Annotated in this window: 20 protein-coding genes; all 20 read left to right on the top strand. The window is 39.9% G+C overall.

The annotated features are described in order from the left end of the window. Positions 1–24: 24 nt before the first annotated feature. The 20 genes from hpaD (at position 25) to P3L40_RS04070 (ending at position 20,007) form a co-directional block, all read left to right on the top strand. A complete protein-coding gene (gene hpaD / locus P3L40_RS04165; protein WP_004905296.1) occupies positions 25–906 on the top strand; it encodes a 3,4-dihydroxyphenylacetate 2,3-dioxygenase in 882 nt (293 codons plus the stop codon). Between the two features lie 9 nt (positions 907–915). Further along, entirely contained in the window at positions 916–1,299 is a 384-nt protein-coding gene (locus tag P3L40_RS04160) for a 5-carboxymethyl-2-hydroxymuconate Delta-isomerase (protein ID WP_004905302.1), read from the top strand. A 40-nt stretch (positions 1,300–1,339) separates the two neighbouring features. Continuing rightward, positions 1,340–2,566, top strand: a complete 1,227-nt coding sequence (locus tag P3L40_RS04155; protein ID WP_004905316.1) for a Bcr/CflA family multidrug efflux MFS transporter — start codon at positions 1,340–1,342, stop codon at positions 2,564–2,566. Further along, positions 2,563–4,026, top strand: coding sequence for an NAD-dependent succinate-semialdehyde dehydrogenase (locus tag P3L40_RS04150; protein ID WP_136134803.1), 1,464 nt, complete (start codon positions 2,563–2,565; stop codon positions 4,024–4,026). Before P3L40_RS04155 ends, P3L40_RS04150 begins: the two co-directional genes overlap by 4 nt. A gap of 120 nt (positions 4,027–4,146) precedes the next feature. Further along, positions 4,147–4,950: a 2-oxo-hept-4-ene-1,7-dioate hydratase gene (gene hpaH / locus P3L40_RS04145; RefSeq protein ID WP_004914311.1), complete on the top strand. Its 804-nt coding sequence runs from the start codon at positions 4,147–4,149 to the stop codon at positions 4,948–4,950. Between the two features lie 10 nt (positions 4,951–4,960). Next, entirely contained in the window at positions 4,961–5,767 is an 807-nt protein-coding gene (hpaI, locus tag P3L40_RS04140; RefSeq protein WP_196731730.1) for a 4-hydroxy-2-oxoheptanedioate aldolase, read from the top strand. Between the two features lie 164 nt (positions 5,768–5,931). After that, positions 5,932–7,299, top strand: a complete 1,368-nt coding sequence (gene hpaX / locus P3L40_RS04135; protein ID WP_094962172.1) for a 4-hydroxyphenylacetate permease — start codon at positions 5,932–5,934, stop codon at positions 7,297–7,299. A 225-nt stretch (positions 7,300–7,524) separates the two neighbouring features. Further along, the gene (gene hpaA, locus P3L40_RS04130; protein WP_136134800.1) at positions 7,525–8,415 is read left to right on the top strand and encodes a 4-hydroxyphenylacetate catabolism regulatory protein HpaA; all 891 of its coding nucleotides are present in this window, start codon (positions 7,525–7,527) and stop codon (positions 8,413–8,415) included. 518 nt (positions 8,416–8,933) lie between these two features. Continuing rightward, positions 8,934–10,496 carry a 4-hydroxyphenylacetate 3-monooxygenase, oxygenase component gene (gene hpaB, locus P3L40_RS04125; RefSeq protein WP_004905326.1) on the top strand — a complete coding sequence of 521 codons (1,563 nt, stop codon included), beginning with the start codon at positions 8,934–8,936 and terminating at the stop codon, positions 10,494–10,496. A 19-nt stretch (positions 10,497–10,515) separates the two neighbouring features. After that, a complete protein-coding gene (gene hpaC / locus P3L40_RS04120) occupies positions 10,516–11,034 on the top strand; it encodes a 4-hydroxyphenylacetate 3-monooxygenase, reductase component (RefSeq protein ID WP_004905327.1) in 519 nt (172 codons plus the stop codon). Positions 11,035–11,397: 363 nt separating this feature from the next. Beyond that, positions 11,398–12,216 (top strand): transcriptional regulator, encoded by an 819-nt coding sequence (locus P3L40_RS04115; RefSeq protein ID WP_004905329.1) that lies wholly within the window; start codon positions 11,398–11,400, stop codon positions 12,214–12,216. After that, positions 12,206–12,688, top strand: coding sequence for a FidL-like protein (locus P3L40_RS04110; RefSeq protein ID WP_004905330.1), 483 nt, complete (start codon positions 12,206–12,208; stop codon positions 12,686–12,688). Before P3L40_RS04115 ends, P3L40_RS04110 begins: the two co-directional genes overlap by 11 nt. A 401-nt stretch (positions 12,689–13,089) precedes the next feature. After that, positions 13,090–13,641 carry a fimbrial protein gene (locus tag P3L40_RS04105; RefSeq protein WP_004905332.1) on the top strand — a complete coding sequence of 184 codons (552 nt, stop codon included), beginning with the start codon at positions 13,090–13,092 and terminating at the stop codon, positions 13,639–13,641. A 42-nt stretch (positions 13,642–13,683) separates the two neighbouring features. Next, positions 13,684–14,253 (top strand): fimbrial protein, encoded by a 570-nt coding sequence (locus tag P3L40_RS04100; RefSeq protein ID WP_004905333.1) that lies wholly within the window; start codon positions 13,684–13,686, stop codon positions 14,251–14,253. Positions 14,254–14,287: 34 nt separating this feature from the next. Continuing rightward, a complete protein-coding gene (locus P3L40_RS04095) occupies positions 14,288–16,777 on the top strand; it encodes a fimbria/pilus outer membrane usher protein (protein ID WP_004905341.1) in 2,490 nt (829 codons plus the stop codon). Between the two features lie 13 nt (positions 16,778–16,790). Next, positions 16,791–17,519, top strand: coding sequence for a fimbria/pilus periplasmic chaperone (locus tag P3L40_RS04090; RefSeq protein ID WP_004905342.1), 729 nt, complete (start codon positions 16,791–16,793; stop codon positions 17,517–17,519). Between the two features lie 28 nt (positions 17,520–17,547). Next, complete coding sequence (locus tag P3L40_RS04085) at positions 17,548–17,898, top strand: hypothetical protein (RefSeq protein ID WP_004905343.1); 351 nt, start codon at positions 17,548–17,550, stop codon at positions 17,896–17,898. Continuing rightward, positions 17,891–18,418 (top strand): fimbrial protein, encoded by a 528-nt coding sequence (locus tag P3L40_RS04080; RefSeq protein ID WP_094962170.1) that lies wholly within the window; start codon positions 17,891–17,893, stop codon positions 18,416–18,418. Before P3L40_RS04085 ends, P3L40_RS04080 begins: the two co-directional genes overlap by 8 nt. A gap of 11 nt (positions 18,419–18,429) precedes the next feature. Continuing rightward, entirely contained in the window at positions 18,430–18,939 is a 510-nt protein-coding gene (locus tag P3L40_RS04075) for a fimbrial protein (RefSeq protein WP_110592375.1), read from the top strand. A 15-nt stretch (positions 18,940–18,954) separates the two neighbouring features. Further along, on the top strand, positions 18,955–20,007 hold the full coding sequence (locus tag P3L40_RS04070; protein ID WP_110592376.1) for an adhesin: 1,053 nt from the start codon (positions 18,955–18,957) through the stop codon (positions 20,005–20,007). Positions 20,008–20,012 lie beyond the last annotated feature (5 nt).

The following is a 20,012-nucleotide window of genomic DNA, read 5'->3' as shown; positions in this document are numbered from 1 at the left end:
ATATAACGGGTAAGAGAGGATGAAATGGGTAAGTTGGCACTCGCCGCAAAAATAACACACGTCCCATCCATGTACCTATCAGAACTACCAGGTAAAAACTTTGGATGCCGCCAAGCCGCTATCGATGGGCATAAAGAAATCAGCCGCCGCTGCCGTGAATTAGGCGTTGATACCATCATCGTTTTTGATACGCACTGGTTAGTCAACAGCGCCTATCACATTAACTGTGCTGACCACTTTAAAGGTATTTACACCAGTAATGAACTTCCACATTTTATTCGCGATATGGAATATGAATACGATGGGAACTCGGTATTAGGCCAAATGATTGGTGAGGAAGCGCGTAAGTTAGGTGTTCGTGCTCAAGCTCATGAAATCCCAAGCTTAACCCTTGAGTATGCGACATTAGTTCCTATGCGCTATATGAATAGTGACCGTCACTTTAAAGTTATCTCAATTTCAGCATTCTGTACTTCCCATAGTTTTGAAGACAGCCGCAAATTAGGTGAAGCCGTACTAACCGCGATTGAAAAATACGATGGCACCGTCGCTGTATTAGCGAGTGGCTCATTATCACACCGCTTTATTGATGACCAAAAAGCCGAAGATGGCATGAACAGCTACACGCGTGAATTTGATGAGCAAATGGATAAACGTGTCGTCAAACTTTGGCGTGAAGGTCGTTTTGAAGAATTCTGCAAAATGTTGCCTGAATACGCAGATTACTGCTATGGCGAAGGCCATATGCACGACACCGTGATGCTGCTAGGTATGTTAGGTTGGGATAAATACGCTGAGAAAGTGGAAGTTTTAACTGACTTGTTTGCCAGCTCAGGCACAGGGCAAATCAATGCCGTGTTCCCACTGCCAAGCTATATTACTGATAAACAAGCTGTCACCGCATAAGGAATTGTTATGCCTCATTTTTATGCAGAATGTACAGAAAATATTCGTGATGAAGCTCAACTACCTGAGCTCTTCGCCAAAGTGAATGAAGCCCTCGCGGGAACCGGTATCTTCCCATTAGGTGGCATTCGTAGTCGTGCTATTTGGCTGGATACTTGGCAAATGGCCGATGGCAAGCACGATTATGCTTTTGTCCATATGACGTTGAAGATCGGTGCTGGGCGCTCTCTTGAAGATAGACAAAAAACGGGGGAAATGATTTTCGACCTGATCAAAACCCATTTTGCCGATTTAATGGCAAAACGCTACCTCGCACTGTCTTTTACCATGGAAGAGCTTGATCCTGTTTTAAATTATAAACAGAACAATGTTCATGCCTTGTTTAAGGGCTAAGAGTTTAAAGCTTTATTCTTCGTTTTATTGAGAGGGCAAGATGGTTAAAAATTTCGATAAACACATACCGCACTACTTGATTCCATTACTGGGGTCATTAGTGGCATTCGGTCCATTGTCTATCGATATGTACCTCCCAGCCCTCCCTCAAATGGGAATTGCATTACAGGCCACTCAAGGGCAAATGCAGTACACCCTTGGGGCTTTTTTTGCTGGTTTCTGCGTGGGAATGCTGTTTTATGGCCCATTAAGTGACCTTCTTGGCCGGCGGAAAATGTTGTTAAGTGGCCTTGCCATTTTCACTATTGCCAGTTTGTTATGCGCACAAGCCACCAACGCAAATACCTTGATTGTATTCCGAGCGCTGCAAGCTTTTGGTAGTGGAGCGGCCATTGTTATGGCTAGGGCGATTGCTAGAGATGTTTACCCTGCTCATGAACTACCTAAAGTGCTGTCATTAATGACACTTGTGACCATGATAGCGCCATTACTGGCACCACTTTTAGGTGGTTTTTTACTCGTTCATTTTCAGTGGCAAGTGATTTTCTATTTGCTGGCAGTAATTGGCTTGGCTTCGGTGTGTGCGATTTTTTTCTTACTCCCTGAAACGTTAACCCACCAGCGCGGTTCTGAAAATATACTTTGTGTCGCTTTTAAAAATTATGCGCAGGTGCTCACAGACCGAGAAGCACTGAGTATTATTGGCACCATGGCATTCTCTTTTGCCGGTATGTTTGCCTTTATCAGTGGTTCACCGTTTGTGTACATCAATTATTTCGGTGTTTCTGAACAACATTATGGTTTGCTGTTCGGTTGTAACATCTTGGGGATGATTGTCATGTTGTTGCTGAACGTTAAACTGCTAAAAACCTATAGTTTAACGCGCATACTGACTATGCAAAGTGGGTTTCAATTAGCATTTGGTCTGCTGTTACTCATATTTTACCAACAAAGTTTGCCCATAATTGTTATTCTAGTCGTGCTGTTCTTATCGATGGTCAATGCTATCGGCACCAACAGTTTGTCACTATTACTGCAACATCGCGGGAAAATTGCAGGAAGTGCCAGTGCACTTGCTATTTCTATTCAGTTTGCCTTAGCGGCTGTCGCCAGCGTTGCAGTTTCTGTATTACAAGATGAATCCCCATTCGCTATGGCACTTGTTATGGCGCTGTGTGCCGGGTTAAGTTTTGTTAGCCAACAGCTATCAGCTAAAAATATCCGCCCACAAGTCCAATCAGTGTCTTCGGAGAACAACGAAAAATGAGCATAAATACCAATTCTACGTTATTTCGCCAACAAGCTTATATCAACGGCCAATGGGTTGATGCCCAAAATAAAGGTGTGTTTGAGGTCACTAACCCAGCAAATAATGAAGTTATCGCTAACGTCAGCAATGTCGGTGCTTTAGAAACCCAACAAGCTATCGAAGCCGCAGAAAAAGCCCTGCCGGCATGGCGTGCTAAAACCGCCAAAGAGCGCAGCCAAATTTTAAATAAATGGTTCCGTTTAATGATGGATAACCAAAAAGAACTGGCTGAATTACTCAGTGCTGAGCAAGGTAAGTCGATCACTGAATCGATGGGAGAAATTGCCTACGGTGCCAGCTTTATTGAGTGGTTTGCTGAAGAAGGTAAACGAGTGTATGGGGAAACCATTCCATCACCTCTGCCAGGACGTCGTCTGGTGACGATAAAACAGCCCGTGGGTGTGGTTGCGGCTATCACGCCATGGAACTTCCCAAATGCCATGATCACTCGCAAAGTCGGCCCTGCGCTTGCAGCTGGTTGTACGATGGTATTAAAACCCGCGGCAGAAACACCATTATCTGCATTAGCGTTGGCAGCGTTAGGGGAAGAAGCCGGTATTCCTGCTGGTGTATTTAACATTGTCCCAGGTACGGATGCTAAAGCCATTGGCGGCGTGATGACCTCTAGCCCTATCGTTCGTAAGCTCACGTTCACAGGTTCAACACGAGTTGGTAAATTGCTGATGGAACAGTGCGCTAACACCGTGAAAAAAATGTCTCTGGAACTCGGTGGTAACGCGCCATTTATCGTGTTTGATGATGCCGATTTAGATGCAGCAGTACAAGGTGCTTTAGCGGCTAAATTCCGCAATAGTGGGCAAACTTGTGTGTGTGCTAATCGCATTTTAGTCCAAGAAGGCGTTTACGATGAATTTGCGACTCGTTTAGCAAAAGCCGTGAATGAACTGAAAATCGGCCCCGCTACACAAGCAGACTCCCAGCAGGGTCCTCTGATTAACCAAGCCGCAGTCGATAAAGTCACTGAACATATTGCTGATGCCGTTTCCCACGGTGCAAAAGTCATCGCTGGTGGTAAATCGGCAGAATTAGGTGGCTTGTTCTTTGAACCGACCGTTATCACTGGCGTCACTGAAGCCATGAAAGTCGCTAAAGAAGAAACATTCGGCCCACTGGCACCTTTATTTAAATTCCGCGATGAGCAAGAAGCGATTGATCTTGCCAATGATACTGAATTTGGCTTGGCATCTTATTTCTATTCAAAAGATATCGGGCGTATCTACCGTGTTGCTGAGGCATTAGAAAGCGGCATGGTGGGTATTAATGAAGGCATTATTTCAAATGAAGTGGCCCCATTTGGTGGCATTAAGCAGTCAGGTCTGGGGCGTGAAGGTTCACGCTACGGAATCGAAGATTACTTGGAAGTGAAATACCTCTGCTTTGGTGGTCTTTCCAATTAGTTAAATTGAGTACCGCTGGGTACGCATTCAATTTACACCTTGAATAGTCCGAGTGGCAGCAAAGCGCTTTAGTGCAGCGCTGCTCTCGAAATAGAATAGGTGAATAGGAGTATTAACAGCATGTTACAAAAAGATGTCATATCACAAATCGCGCAGCGCCTAAATCAGGCTGAAAAATCACGTGAGCAAATCCGACAGATCTCACTCGATCACCCAGAAATGACGATCGACGATGCTTACGCTATCCAAAAAGAGTGGGTTGGCGTGAAAATTGCTGAAGGACGTGTGCTAAAAGGCCATAAAATTGGGCTAACATCCAAAGCCATGCAGGCAAGTTCACAGATTGATGAACCTGATTACGGTGCGCTTCTTGACGATATGTTTTTTGATGACGGCTGTGATATTCCAACAGACCGCTTTATCGTACCGCGTATTGAGGTTGAATTAGCATTCGTACTGGCGAAACCATTACGTGGGCCAAATTGCACCATCTTTGATGTGTATAACGCGACTGATTATGTGATCCCAGCCCTTGAGCTAATCGATGCGCGTTGTCATAACGTTGACCCTGAAACCAACCGCCCACGCAAAGTGTTCGACACCATTTCGGATAACGCAGCAAATGGCGCGGTAATTTTAGGTGGTCGCCCAATCAAGCCTCGCGATTTGGATATGCGTTGGATTAGCGCCCTTTTATATCGTAATGGGGTCATTGAAGAATCTGGCGTGGCAGCCGCTGTACTCAACCACCCAGCAAATGGCGTGGCATGGTTAGCAAATAAATTAGCACCGCATAATGTGCAACTTGAGCCTGGTCAAATTATCTTAGGTGGCTCATTTACACGCCCTGTTCCGGCTCGTAAAGGTGATGTGTTCCACGTTGATTACGGCAATATGGGTTCAATTAGCTGCCGCTTCGTGTAAGGAAAATGGCATGGATATTTTAGAAAATAAATTTAAGAAAGCACTAAAAAGTGGTCAACCGCAAATCGGTTTATGGCTTGGCTTGTGCAGCCCATATAGTGCTGAATTACTTGCTGGTGCAGGCTTCGACTGGTTATTAATTGATGGTGAACATGCACCAAATAATGTGCAAACGACATTATCTCAATTACAAGCGATCGCCCCTTATCCGTCACAGCCCGTGGTACGCCCACCGTGGAATGATCCGGTGATCATTAAGCAATTACTGGATATTGGCGCACAAACCCTTTTGCTACCGATGGTACAAAATGCAGAGCAAGCCAAGCAAGCTGTGCGCGCAACACGTTACCCGCCAGCTGGGATACGCGGTGTCGGCAGTGCTTTGGCACGTGCTTCTCGTTGGAACCGAGTGCCTAATTATTTAACCCGTGCCAATGATGAAATGTGCGTGATAGTACAGGTTGAAACCCGTGAAGCCATGAATAACCTTCCCGAGATCCTAAAAGTTGAAGGTGTCGATGGTGTGTTTATCGGCCCTGCGGATCTTAGTGCGGATATGGGCTTTTCAGGGAACCCTAACCACCCTGAAGTCAAAGCCGCAATCGAAAAAGCGATTGTACAAATTCGTGAGGCCGGTTTGGCACCTGGTATTTTAATGGCAGCCCCAGATGTCGCTAAACATTATCTTAAACTCGGCGCACTATTTGTTGCCGTCGGGGTTGATACCACGCTACTAGCACGTACCGCAGAAGCGCTAGCAGCAAAATTTGGTAAAACCGTCTCAGAGGTGGCCTCGAGTGCACCAAGCGTTTATTAATTAAACTATCTCTAAATAAGTTAATTTTAACCCTACAGACAAATAACTTAATTAGATAAATTAAGAAATCAATATCGCAACATTGGGCAGACAGCACCATGACTGCCTACTCGTCCCTTGTACCTATAATAATCTGTAAAAGAAAGAATTGAGGGCCCTACAATATGAGTAATCAACAACTTGCAAGCACTAACCCTGCTGAACAACATAAAAATTTAACCGAACCGCAGCAGCGGGTGATTAATAAGTTATTTAAACGTCTCATTGTATTTTTATTTGTGCTATTTGTTTTTTCCTTCTTAGACCGTATTAATATTGGCTTTGCGGGTCTAACCATGGGGAAAGACATCGGCCTAACTTCCACCATGTTCGGCTTAGCCGCCACCTTGTTCTATGCCACTTATGTGATTTTTGGTATTCCAAGTAACATCATGTTGGGGATTGTTGGTGCTCGCCGCTGGATAGCCACCATCATGGTACTTTGGGGTATCGCTTCTACAGCCACCATGTTTGCCACAGGGCCAACCAGTTTATACGTCCTACGGATGTTAGTGGGTATCGCTGAAGCGGGCTTCTTACCCGGGATTTTAGTTTATTTGACTTACTGGTTCCCTGCCTATTTCCGCGCTCGTGCTAATGCCTTATTTATGATTGCGATGCCAGTCACCATGGCATTCGGCTCACTCGCATCCGGTTATATTCTAGGTATGGATGGCATTTTAGACCTAAAAGGTTGGCAATGGCTGTTCCTACTAGAAGGTTTCCCATCCGTGATCCTCGGTGTGCTAGTTTGGTTCTATCTTGATGATTCGCCGAAAAAAGCTAAGTGGTTGACCCAAGAAGACAAAGACACACTGCAAGAAATGATGGACCAAGACCAGCTTGAGCTTGTCCAGCCGCATGGTTCCAAAAGCCATACCGCATTGCAGAACAAAAGCTTATGGAAAGAAATTTTCACCCCTGTGATCTTAATGTATACCGTCGCTTATTTCTGTTTAACCAATACGTTAAGTGCGATTAATATCTGGACCCCGCAGATCATGCAAAGCTTCAATGAAGGCAGTAGTAATGCCATGATTGGGCTATTAACTGCAATCCCACAGTTTTGTACTATCCTTGGAATGATCTATTGGAGTCGCCGTTCTGATAGGTTACAAGAACGGAAAATGCATACTGCACTACCGTATTTATTTGCGGCCGCAGGATGGGTTCTCGCTGCGATGACAAGCCATCCCGTCATTCAGTTGATTGGTATTATTATGGCCTCAACAGGTTCATTTACTGCGATGGCAGTGTTCTGGACAACCCCAGACCAGTCAATCAGCTTACGTGCTCGTGCCATCGGTATTGCGGTTATCAACGCAACAGGTAATATAGGTTCCGCTGTCAGCCCACTCCTTATCGGTTGGCTGAAAGACCAAACCGGTAGCTTTAACTCTGGCCTCTATTTTGTTGCAGGCCTATTGGTGGTCGGTGCGCTGTTAGTCATTGCTATCCCAATGAAAAACTCAAGGCCAAGAGCAACACCTTAAAATTTTGATGGTTCGAATGTTTTAAATGTTTTAAATGTTTTAAATGTTTTAAATGTTTTAAATGTTTTAAATGTTTTAATAACTTATGCTGCAAATAATTATTAAAGGGTGTTACCCAAAATAATTTGGTTTGCAGCTAGGCGGCAAGCAAGTTAATCCCTAGGAGCATACTGAAGTATGTGACTAGGGTTGGCTTGTGAGGCCAACAACGCTGCGAGCCGAAGAATGAAGGGTAACTCAACTTTAATTACGAATATTGACATCAGCACAGACTACGACGAAACCCAAGGCACCGACGACGTCCACTACCAAACCTTCGGCAACATGGCCGCCTTCTTTGGTCGTGATATGCAAGCTCATCGCCATGATGGTTTCTTCCAGTTGCACTATTTAGTTACGGGCCATATTACTTTGCAGCTCGATGAGTCGCGCTATTCTGTTCAAGCGCCGCTCTTTATTCTTACGCCCCCTTCGGTTGCACATGCATTTTTCACTCAAGAAGACACTGATGGCCACGTACTCACCGTACGGCAAGAGCTGATCACGCCGCTTCTTAGCTCATTGTACCCAGCGAATCCAGATTTGGTCGATATCCCTGCTATTTGCTTATCTGTTGCCGATAAGCCTGATGATATCGATACTTTTAATCATTATTGGGCATTGATGGCTCGCGAATCGGCGAATAACTATATTGGCAAAGACCAAGCCCTCGCCTCTTTAGCCCAAGCGCTGTTTACCTTTCTACTGCGCTCTATTCCACTTGATGAGCACCCTACAACGGGGGTTAGAGGCGAACACCGCCTATTCCAACGTTTTAATCAGCTCATTGACTTACATTATCATGAACACCTTGCGGTACCTGAATATGCCAAAAAACTTGATGTCACAGAGTCACGCCTTAAAGATATGTGCCGGCGGTTTGCTAACCGGCCACCGAAAAGGTTGATTTTTGACCGAATATTGCGTGAAGCTAAGCGGATGTTACTGTTTTCCGACAGCCCCGTTTCAGAAATTGCCTACCAGCTCGGTTTCAAAGACCCCGCCTATTTTGCGCGATTTTTTAACCGGTTAGTCGGGTGCTCTCCTAGCCTATGGCGAGAACAAAACATTCATTAAAGAGAGGCTTAGTGATTTTATCCGTATTTTTAGGTAAAAATCATCAATGCCTCCTGAACGGTATATCATACCTACTTCTAACCTATCTCTACAAACCACTCTTCAAATAATTTTACATTTTAAAAACATTTTTGATATCTTATAAATTTTGTTTTAACTTTATAAAGATGCTAATAATGCTTAACAAAAAGTGAATGTGAAGATTAAAAAAAGAACAAACAACCGAAGGAAAAATATTAATATTAATATAATAACCATTTAATTAATGATTAATAATCAATGCACTGTAAGATAAATAAAAATTTATATTAATATCAAAACATCGAGATGATCACATTTCTTTCACAAAACACAGCTCCCAACGAAAAGTACCAGCAAACCTTTAGAAAGTCTCTTTAAAACTCCCTCGTAAAGCGATTCAATTAAGAAACACAAAACAAACATAAAATTAACATATTTCGCTTGCAACCTTTGTACCCTATCAATGCAAGCCCTCATTGTGAGATAACGAGGTAGACATGAAACCAGAAGATTTTCGTTCAGATGCTAAACGCCCTTTTAATGGCCAAGAATATTTAAAAAGCTTACAAGATGGCCGTGAAATCTATATTTATGGCGAGCGCGTAAAAGACGTCACCACTCACCCTGCTTTTCGTAATTCAGCCGCTTCTATAGGACAATTATATGATGCGCTTCATGATAAAACGACTCATGACCAACTTTGCTGGAACACCGACACAGGAAACGGCGGATACACTCACAAATTCTTCCGTTTCGCTAAAAGTGCCGATGAACTACGCCAACAGCGTGACGCTATCGCAGATTGGTCACGTCAGAGCTACGGATGGATGGGACGCACTCCAGACTATAAGGCGGCATTCGCCAGCTGTTTAGGCGCTAACCCTGAATATTATGGTCAGTTTGCAGACAACGCACGTCACTGGTATAAACGTATTCAAGAAAGTGGCCTGTACTTTAACCATGCCATTGTTAACCCACCAATCGACCGTCACAAGCCAGCTGATGAAGTTAAAGATGTTTATATCAAACTCGAAAAAGAAACAGATGCAGGGATTATCGTCAGTGGTGCTAAAGTTGTTGCGACCAACTCAGCGTTAACACACTATAACTTTATTGGTTTTGGTTCCGCACAAGTCATGGGCGATAACCCTGATTTCGCATTGATGTTTGTTGCACCAATGGACGCAGATGGCGTGAAATTAATCTCACGTGCATCTTATGAATTAGTTGCTGGTGCAACTGGCGCACCATTTGATTACCCATTATCAAGCCGTTTCGATGAAAATGATGCCATCTTGGTGATGGACCATGTGTTAATTCCATGGGAAAACGTATTAATTTATCGTGATTTCGACCGTGCACGTAATTGGGCTGTTCAAGGTGGTTTTGCACGTTTATTCCCATTACAAGCTTGTGTCCGCTTAGCCGTTAAATTAGACTTCATTACCGGATTGTTACAAAAAAGTTTAGAATGTACAGGTGTTATTGATTTCCGTGGTGTACAAGCTGATCTGGGTGAAGTGGTTGCGTGGCGTAATCTGTTCTGGTCATTAACCGACGCAATGACCTCTGAAGCACAAGCATGGGAAGGCGGCGCTTATCTACCCGATACTCAAGCTATCCAAACTTACCGTGTTATGGCACCAATGGCTTACACCAAAATCAAGAATATCATTGAAAGTAACGTGACAAGTGGCCTGATTTACCTACCATCAAGCGTTCGTGATATGAATAATCCAGAAATTGATAAGTATTTAGCTAAATATGTTCGCGGCTCTAATGGTATGGATCACGTTGAACGTATTAAGATCCTTAAACTCATGTGGGATGCAATCGGCAGTGAATTTGGTGGCCGCCATGAACTGTATGAAATTAACTACGCAGGAAGCCAAGATGAAATTCGTCTGCAATGTCTGCGTCATGCATACGGTTCTGGCAATATGAAAGCCATGACAGATATGGTTGATCGCTGTTTATCAGACTACGATCAACACGGATGGAAACGTCCACACCTGCATAACAACAATGATATTAATCAGTTAGATTCGCTGCTGAAATAGTCGGCAGCAGGAGGTCAAAATGTCTTTAGAAAATGAACATCGCCTGCGTTTCAGAGATGCGATGGCAAGTCTTGGTGCAGCAGTCAATATCGTCACCACGGATGGGACTGAGGGTCGCTGTGGAATTACAGCCACTGCAGTCTGTTCAGTTACAGATACGCCACCCACTTTGATGGTCTGTGTTAACCGCAATAGCGCTATGAATGCGGTATTTCAAAAGAATGGCCGCCTGTGTGTCAACGTGCTAAGCCATGAACAAGAAGAACTTGCATGCCATTTCGCAGGTATGAAAGGTTCAACGATGGAAGAACGTTTTGGCTGGAGTGTATGGGAAAGCGGTATTTTACAGCAACCAATGTTAAAAAACGCGCTTGCCAACCTTGAAGGTGAAATCACTCAAGTTCAAGATATCGGTACGCACTCTGTCTACATGGTTGAAATGAAACAAATCATTGTGAACGATACTGGACATGGTCTCGTTTACTTTAAACGTAAATTCCATCCTGTTATGCACCAAATCCTTGAGCCAACGGCTTAATTGGTAAAGTATTTATATGAAATAGCCTCTTATATTTGAGGCTATTTTTTATATATCATCGTTTAGCCAAAATAATAGCTAGCAACAGACTTACTCCTCATAAAATGTTTCAGCCTAAAATTTTTTACGCAATAATAACTATTAGTTATTTTGTATAATGTTAAAAAAATAGTGTTTTTCTAAAAAAATAAATACCTCTTCAACCTCCCGCCTTAAACATAACATGCGTAAATAAAAACTTAACTATATGATTTTCAATAACTTTCAAAATTACACCAAATATGCTTAATTGACATAACATAAATAACAGGTATAAACTCAAATAATATAAATATTTTTCCTATAAATAAAATCAATCTAAAAATGAACTATTTGATTAATAATCATATTAATTATGACAGTCATCAGGGGCTGTTATATATCGACGATGTTAATAATGCATTAAAACTAACAACCACCTTAAACCGTTTGTTATTAGTCTTAGTACAAAATAATCATGATATTGTTGACCGAGAAACCATATTACGTCGGGTTTGGGAGGAACATAACCAAGTTGTCTCCGATAATAACCTTAATAGTAGTGTCTCTGTACTCAGACGCCATTTATCATCTTTTTCTGATGATGAAATTATCACGACTGTACCTAAAGTTGGGATTAAATTTTCTGCTGATCTGAAAATTGAAAATGAGCAACAGGAAATTAGTGATAATAATCACAAAGCTTTATTCACTAGTGAGGAAGAACTAGACTCTTCATCAAAAGTACCCGAAGGGACTTTCCCCCAGGCAGTCGAAAATAAAAAAAGCTACATGTTGAATAACCGATATGTTGAAATTTCACTTATTGGGCTCATTATTTTTTGCTTATTATACCTTTTTAAAAGTTATTTCTTTGCAAGCCGAACAGAATACCCTGAAGTTGGTCGTATCGATCAATGCAGTATCCGCTACATTAATAGTTACCATAAACCCGATACAACAACCATCAGCTTTGCGACAATTCAAAATGAACTCACGAAATTAAACCTAGATTGTAAAAAGCCGGCAACTGTTTTTTATTATAATGTTGGTATCGTAGCAAATGATAAAAATTTATATGACAACTTCCTATTTTTGTCCTATTGCCCAACAGTACCGAAAGAAAGTGCAACTGTGAGCTGTGAGAATTTTTATGTCAAATAAAATATCAACAAGAATGTTTTTTTTGTCCATTATATCTATAATTTTGGTTTTCATTAGCTTATATGTTCATCACATAATTAACACTCCTATTATTCCTGATTGCCAAACAACCTTAAAAATAAATATCTCTGACCATCGTTCTACCTTAAAAGGATTTTACCTGCTAAGTGTTATCCCTAACGAAAATAAACCTGACCAACACACATTCATCATGAATGGAAGCATTAGTGATAATGGTAAAAACTATACTATTTCACGAAAATTTCTGATGAAACATGAATACTTAGGTGACCATTTTTTTTTACGCGTTGAAAATATATTTATAGACCCAGCTGATCAGGCTCAAGACAAAATCAATATTCGAGGTGTTCCTGAAATTAACCAACTTTATTTTTTAAAAATAAAAAAATTAACCGACACAAGTTATATTTTTGAAGAAAATTTCTCTCCACTTTTTATTTGCACTCTGTAGTACCAAAAAAAATCATAAGAAATGCATCAAATATTGATATTTTGATGCATTTTTTTTATTTCTAAACACCCCCAACCTTAAAACACCTTAAAAGCACAAACATTAAACATTTCACAGACAATTAAATTAGCATAAAAACATTGATACATATTAAAAAAAACTAAATATAAGTTAAATAATTCAAATTTAATTAAAATCAAAGAGTTTTATTCCATTTTACACCTGATAGGGATAAGATTCCTTCCGTCGAAATGACCCACGCTAAAAACGATTACGTTAAGCGTTCTGTGATTAGGACATTTGAAAATCCATTTATGGATACTGAACTTTATTCCTATGGCAGTACTTATATAAAGGCTCACTAGGGATCAAATATTTACTTATTTTTAAGGATGTAAGATATGAAATTAAATAAACTTTCTATTGCTGTTTTATTCGCGTCTTCTGCTATTTCAACTTCTATCTTTGCTAGTGGTAATAGCGGTGAATTACATTTCAGCGGCCAAGTTGTTAATGCTCCATGTAATATTGAATCAGAAAGTACAAAACAAGAAGTTCCATTTGGTCAACTTTCTCGTGCATCTTTAGAAGCGGGTAATGCAGCAGAAAAAGATATCGCTATCAAATTAAAAGAATGTAATTTTGATGAGTTTAGCAAAGACACTGAAGGTAAGTGGGTTGCTGTTAAAGATATTAAAATTACCTTTGGTGGTAAAAACTATGTCGGTACTGATAAAGAATTCTTAGGTACTACTGGTACCGCTTCGAATATCGGTATTCAAATCAAAGATTTTAAATTTGATGAAGCTAAATCTATCCTAAGCCAAATTCGTAACCGCCAAGGTGAAAACGTTTTAGAATTTACTGCATTAGCTAAACGTGTTGATGGTGCAACACCAGTTACTGAAGGTGAATTTAGTTCTATCGCTGACTTTAAAATCACATACGAGTAATTTTTTTAGGGGAGAGAATTCTCTCCCCATAAAAGGCTCATTATGAAAAAAAATACTTATCTATGGATTGCCTTATTATTTAACCCTATTAACTCTAATGCGACTAGCTCTAACCTTGGACATATTCAAGATGGCCTCCGAGGCGAAACAGTAATGCAAGGTTATATCGTTGCGGCACCTTGTTCAATTGAAACTGATAGTCAGTATCAATATATAAACTATAATTACATTTCTAATTACAGTATAAATAATATAGATGATGAAAAATTAATGCGAAGACCTTTCTATATAAAATTAAATAACTGTATTAGTGAATATGACAGTAGTAATCATAAAGGTATTAAAATTCGTTTTTTTGCGCTGCAAGATACGTATACTAATGCAATAAAACTATCAGGCCCTAAGCCTGGAGTTGTTCTATATATATACGACATTAACAATAATTTATTAATACCAAATAAGCTCTACTCTATTTCTAATAATTATGTTTATTTTGATAACAAAAGTAAAGAGAGCTTTTTAAAATATGAAACAGAATTAGGCACAAGTAATAACGAAATTACACCTGGTGATTACTTTACCACAATTAAATTCAACGTTACTTACGACTAGTAAATAAACTCATAATTAATTTGATGAAAAAATCATGGTTAAATTTAATATTTACTCTTACATCATTGTGACTTCTTTTTTATCTTCAATCTCTTCGTTAGCCTATGCTGTCGAATTCAATACCGATATGTTAGATACAGAAGACACTCAAAATATTGACTTTAGCCAATTTTCTCAGGCTGGATTTATTATGCCTGGTATTTATCATTTAAATCTCAAAGTCAATAATGAGGGCATGGGTAGTGCGCAAGATATCACTGTGATAGCGCCACAATCCCAAAACAATAATTTATTCGATACCGTTTGTGTTCCCGTTAATATTCTTGATCGTTTAGGGCTTACTCCGGACGCAATTAAATTAATTAAATATCGTGATGAGGGTAAATGCCTTGATTTATCTCCGCTTGAAGGTGCTTCATTAAGTGTAGATTTATCGACATTAACGCTATCCATTTTAATCCCACAAAGCTATTTAGAATATACAGATCCAAGTTGGGTTCCTCCTTCACGTTGGGAGGAAGGTGTAAATGGATTTTTATTAGATTACAACCTAACAGGTTCTTTAACGCATCAAAATTCAGGTTCACGAGAATCGTACCTTTCTGCTAACGGAACAACAGGGCTTAATTTTGGTGCATGGCGTTTACGCGGTGATTACCAAGCAAACTATCGAAAATCGACAGGAAGCTTCGAAAACCAATATAGTGATGCCACATTTAGCCGATTATTTGCATACCGCTCAATAAAATCCATTGCGTCTATTTTAACGTTAGGTGAGAACTACTTTTACTCTGCTATTTTTGATTCTTGGCAGTACACCGGGGTATCTCTTGAAACCGATGAAAATATGATGCCCCCTAAATTAACAGGTTATGCACCAGAGATTATTGGTATTGCTCAAACTAATGCCACTGTTATTGTCAAAAGCCATAACCGTATAGTTTTAGAAACAACCGTACCTGCTGGTCCCTTTCGTATCCAGACACTAGATAGCTCTATTCGTGGAACATTAGATGTGACTGTGCGAGAAGAAAATGGTGAAGAACAACAATTTAGCATTACCACAGCAGCATTACCCTACTTAACGAGACCAGGGCAAATCCGCTATAAATTTGCAGCGGGTAAACCACGTTTTAATGGCCGCCAGCTCGAAGGTGATTTAACTGCTTCGGGAGAACTCTCTTACGGGTTAAATAACCTTTGGTCTATCTATGGGGGCTCCGTTTTATCAAAAAATTATCAGGCATTTTCAGCAGGCTTTGGTCGTGACCTGTTTTCATTCGGTAGCCTTTCGTTCGATGCGACTCAGTCACATGCTCAATTACTTGATAAAACGTTAACTGGCCGAAGTTATCGACTTAGTTATTCAAAATCATTTGATGAAGCCAGAACTGACATTACATTCGCAGGGTATCGTTTCTCTGATGAAACCTATCGCTCTTTGCAACAAACGTTGGATGAACGACGTACAGGTAATGAAAGCCAAGCTCAAAAAGAAAGCTATCAAATTAATATTAATAAATATTTTGATGATTTCTCATTGGGTGGAAACTATCAATACAATACGTATTGGAATAGTGAAACAGAAGAACAATACAGCTTATACCTAAGTACTCTTTTAAATTGGGCGGCTATTGGGCTCAAAAATATTAACCTGACAGCTTCTGCTTCTCGTTCAAAAAGAGCGGGATATCAAGATGATGCGATCAGCTTGTATTTCACTATTCCTTTAAGTCAAGGAAGCAGCGTCAGCTTTTCTGAAGGTTATACCCGAAACCAAAATGGCCAACGCAGTTCAACACATAATATCGGTTATAGCGGATATAGTGAGCAGCGCAATTATAACTTAAATGTCGGTTATCAAACAGGAAGTCATCAGAATGACCAAACCAGCTTTAGTGGTTATTTAAACCAAAATCTTCCTTATGCCTCAATTTCAGGAAATGCGAGTTATGTCCCGAACGAGTATCACAGCGTTGGGGGATCAATTAATGGTGGAATTACCTTAATTAAAGAAGGTATTGCCATGCACCAAGCCGCTTATGGTGGTACTCGACTCGTTATAGAAACACCTGGTGCAGCTAACGTTCCTCTGAGTGGTGGCGTTTATCAAACTAATCACTTTGGACTCGCTGTATTGCCAAACGTGAGTAGTTATCGGAAAACCAGTGCATCAATTAATACCAGTAAATTACCAAAAGATGTTGAAGCATTAGAGACCGTCACTGATACGACTCTGACTCGTGGGGCAATCGGATATCGTCGCCTCAACGTAATTCAAGGTGAAAAAACGTTTGCTCGCTTAAAACTAGCTGATGACACTTATCCGCCTTTTGGCGCCAGCGTACGTAATAGCAACAATATTGAACTCGGAATTGTTGGCGAACAAGGTATTACGTGGATTATTGGTATCCAGCCTAAAGACTTACTCAATCTCTACTGGGGAAATAAACACCAGTGTAGTGCCGATGTGCCTGACGTGATTAATCCTCAAGAAATTTACCCAACTATTATTTGTCGTTAATAAGAGAACTAAGATGAAATTGAATTCCCCTTTTTTGTTACTTACTAGCGTATTCACGCTGACTATAAGTGTAATTTCAGCTGCGAATGCCGCGGTTACACTTGATCGTACTCGTATAATTTTCGATGGAAACCAGTCGTCTATTAATATTACGATCCGTAATGATAACCCGGAATTGCCTTATTTGGCCCAGTCGTGGTTAGAAAATGCGTTAGAACAAAAACTGGAAACAGGCCCTATTATTGCCACTCCGCCGATTCAGCGCATGGAACCCAAATCCACTAGCCTAGTTCGCCTAAGCACCGCACCCGACATTGCAAAGTTACCGCAAGACAGGGAATCCCTGTTTTATTACAACCTGCGTGAAATCCCGCCTAAGTCATCAGAAGCGGGTGTGTTGCAAATTGCATTACAGAGCCGTGTAAAACTATTTTATCGCCCTGAAAGCATTGTTGCACAAAGCAAAACCGATTGGACGAAATACATAACATTAACAGCAACATCATCGGGTTATACGTTAGATAACCCAACACCATTTTATTTAACTGTAATTGGTATAGGGAACAGCCAAAAACAATCTGAAGAAAGTGATTTTGACGCAGTCATGATACCGCCAAAATCTAATCAACTGATTAAATCATCCAAATTTTCAACACCTTACCTGACATATATCAATGATTATGGTGGAAAGCCCTCACTTGCTTTCAAATGCCAAGCTTCAAAGTGCAGTGTGACGGAATAATGAGTAAAAAATAGATAGGAGCAGAACAATGAAATTGAATTACCTAGCACTATGGGCTTTTACTATACCTATTTTTGCTGAGTCTGCGGTGCCTGTGACAACAGGCACGATATATGTTAATGCGCGTATTGTTACTGCTCCTTGTCTACCTAATATCTCATTAAAATTAAATGAAAGTACTTTAATTGCAGCAACCTATAGTGTGGAAATGCATTTTTCTCATTGTAGCAAACCAATACAAAAGCAAGCTTGGGTACCGTTAAGACTGAAATTAGGCAGTAACCAATATGTGCTAACTCAACCACTACGCAATAACACCATTTTATTCTCTATTCCTGCTAGTAATAAGATGCAACGTGTGGAGATAAATTATGACTAGATGCTCAATATTATTATTTAGTTTTTTATTCCTAACATGGAATACCAGCTTTGCCAATACACTAACAGTTTACTTTGAAGGAGTGTTAGTACCGCTTGGTTGCCGGCTAAGTGATGATGATACACAGAAAAAAATATATCTTTCTGGGCTACGTTTTTCTTCAATCGAAACATTAGGACGTTCAGATATGCAACCATTTAAATTGGATATCATGGACTGTTCAGCGATGGCTTTGAATAAAACGATCAAAATAACGTTAAATACCCAAAATATTGAAACACATAATGGTATTAATTATTTAAAAACCACTGGTGAATCTAATGTGTTATTAGCACTGACTGATAGTCGTGGTAAAGAACTAGAACTGAATACAACAATTGATGTCAGTACAGTAACTGAATCAGGTAAAGGGTCCGTTAATACACTTTTATTCGGTGTTTATGCTCAGAAGCCCTTTAGTTCTCTTTTAAAAACAGGGGGGTTCTCCTCAACTGTTACTTTTAATCTTGATTATCAATAAGGAGAATTGAAATGAAATTTATTTGTTTTTCATTCCCTTTAATTAGTTTATTAGTTTCCTTAGGCACTCAAGCGGATGTACTAATTTCTCTTTCTGCAAAATTGGTTCGACCGCCATGTGTACTTACAGCAGAAAATGGTGAAAAAGAATTAGTCATTAATTTCCGTGAGGTAGCGCTAGACAGACTAACTGAAGAAAAACAGTCCTTCGGTATTCTCATTAAACAATGTGAACTTCGAAAAAATTTACAAGTTTACCTATCTCCTAGAGAAGGGAACACTTTGACAATAAATAATGAAACCGTACTTGCAACCTCTATTAATGGATTGGGTATTCGTTTCTCAGAAGAAAATAAAAGTAATGCGCTCAACCTTAATAAATGGGAAAGGATTGCTCCATCCGTAAGTGGTGATACAGGGAAAGTTGTTATCCAATCACAATTAGTCACTAATCAAGCTATTGAAAATCTCACTGCTGGGCCATTTAGTGCCGCTTTATCAGTGATGGTTGATTATCTGTAATATTGGGAAGTCTTTATGAAAAATATAAAAAAGTATTCACCATTATTTTTGTTACTACTATTAGTTAACTTAAATTCCTATAGTGCGACTCGCTATTCAGGAAGTGGTGGTGGCTATAAAATGAGTTTAGTATCTAACAATTCTGTTGTTTCTGATACACCAGCAATTGGAAGTGATAACAATAAATATTTTTTAATAGCCCCAGCAAATAGCTCCGGTATTGTTATTAATGAAAACACATCTCAGCCTTATGGGTCTGTATATTGTACTGTGAATTTCTTACAAGGTAATTATTCAGCAGGCCTTGTTCCGGCTTATGCCTACCACCGTGTTTTTGCCTATATGCCAGAAGCAGGCTTTACTATTGGAGGGCTGACCGCATTTAAAATAAACAATAATACATTTTTCACACTTTATTCTGAGAATGGAATAACCAATGGCTGGCGGAATATTTCAGGGAGAGGATGCTCGAATGAAGAAATGGGGCCATTAGCAACATCATTTTTTACTGTTCATTTTCCTTTTACCGTTAGAGTTTATGTCAAAGATATCCCTGTTGATGGAAAAATTGTTATTCCAAATGCAATGATTGCAGGTTACACACGATTATTCCAAGACTATGGAACACCAGATATTTATGTACCTATTGATAAAGCCACCGTTAAATTAGATCTCACTACATCGGTTATCAATTATCCGTCAAATTGCCATTCTAATATTGATAATTTAAACATTGATCACAAAACATTGGATGCTTATGAATTTAATAGTAAAGAAACGCGTACTGTTACTTATACATGCGATAGAGTACAGCCAGTTAAAGTAAAATTAGCATTAGATTATGCCACGGATAGTGATCCACAAAAACGACTTCCCTTAAAATCAGGAAATAATACTATTTATTCTGAGCTTATACTTTATGATGAACAAAATAATCAAAGTGGAAAAACGCTCGAAACAACAATAGATAAAGTAAAAAACATTACGATTGAAAGTAAAGTTTCAGGCTATGACGCCGAACCTGGAGACTACAAAGGCAATGCTTGGTTAATAGCAACATTTATTTAATATAG

Source organism: Providencia sp. PROV040 (assembly GCF_032706145.1).
Lineage (GTDB): Bacteria > Pseudomonadota > Gammaproteobacteria > Enterobacterales > Enterobacteriaceae > Providencia > Providencia hangzhouensis.
This window is presented reverse-complemented; position numbering and strand designations above follow the sequence as displayed.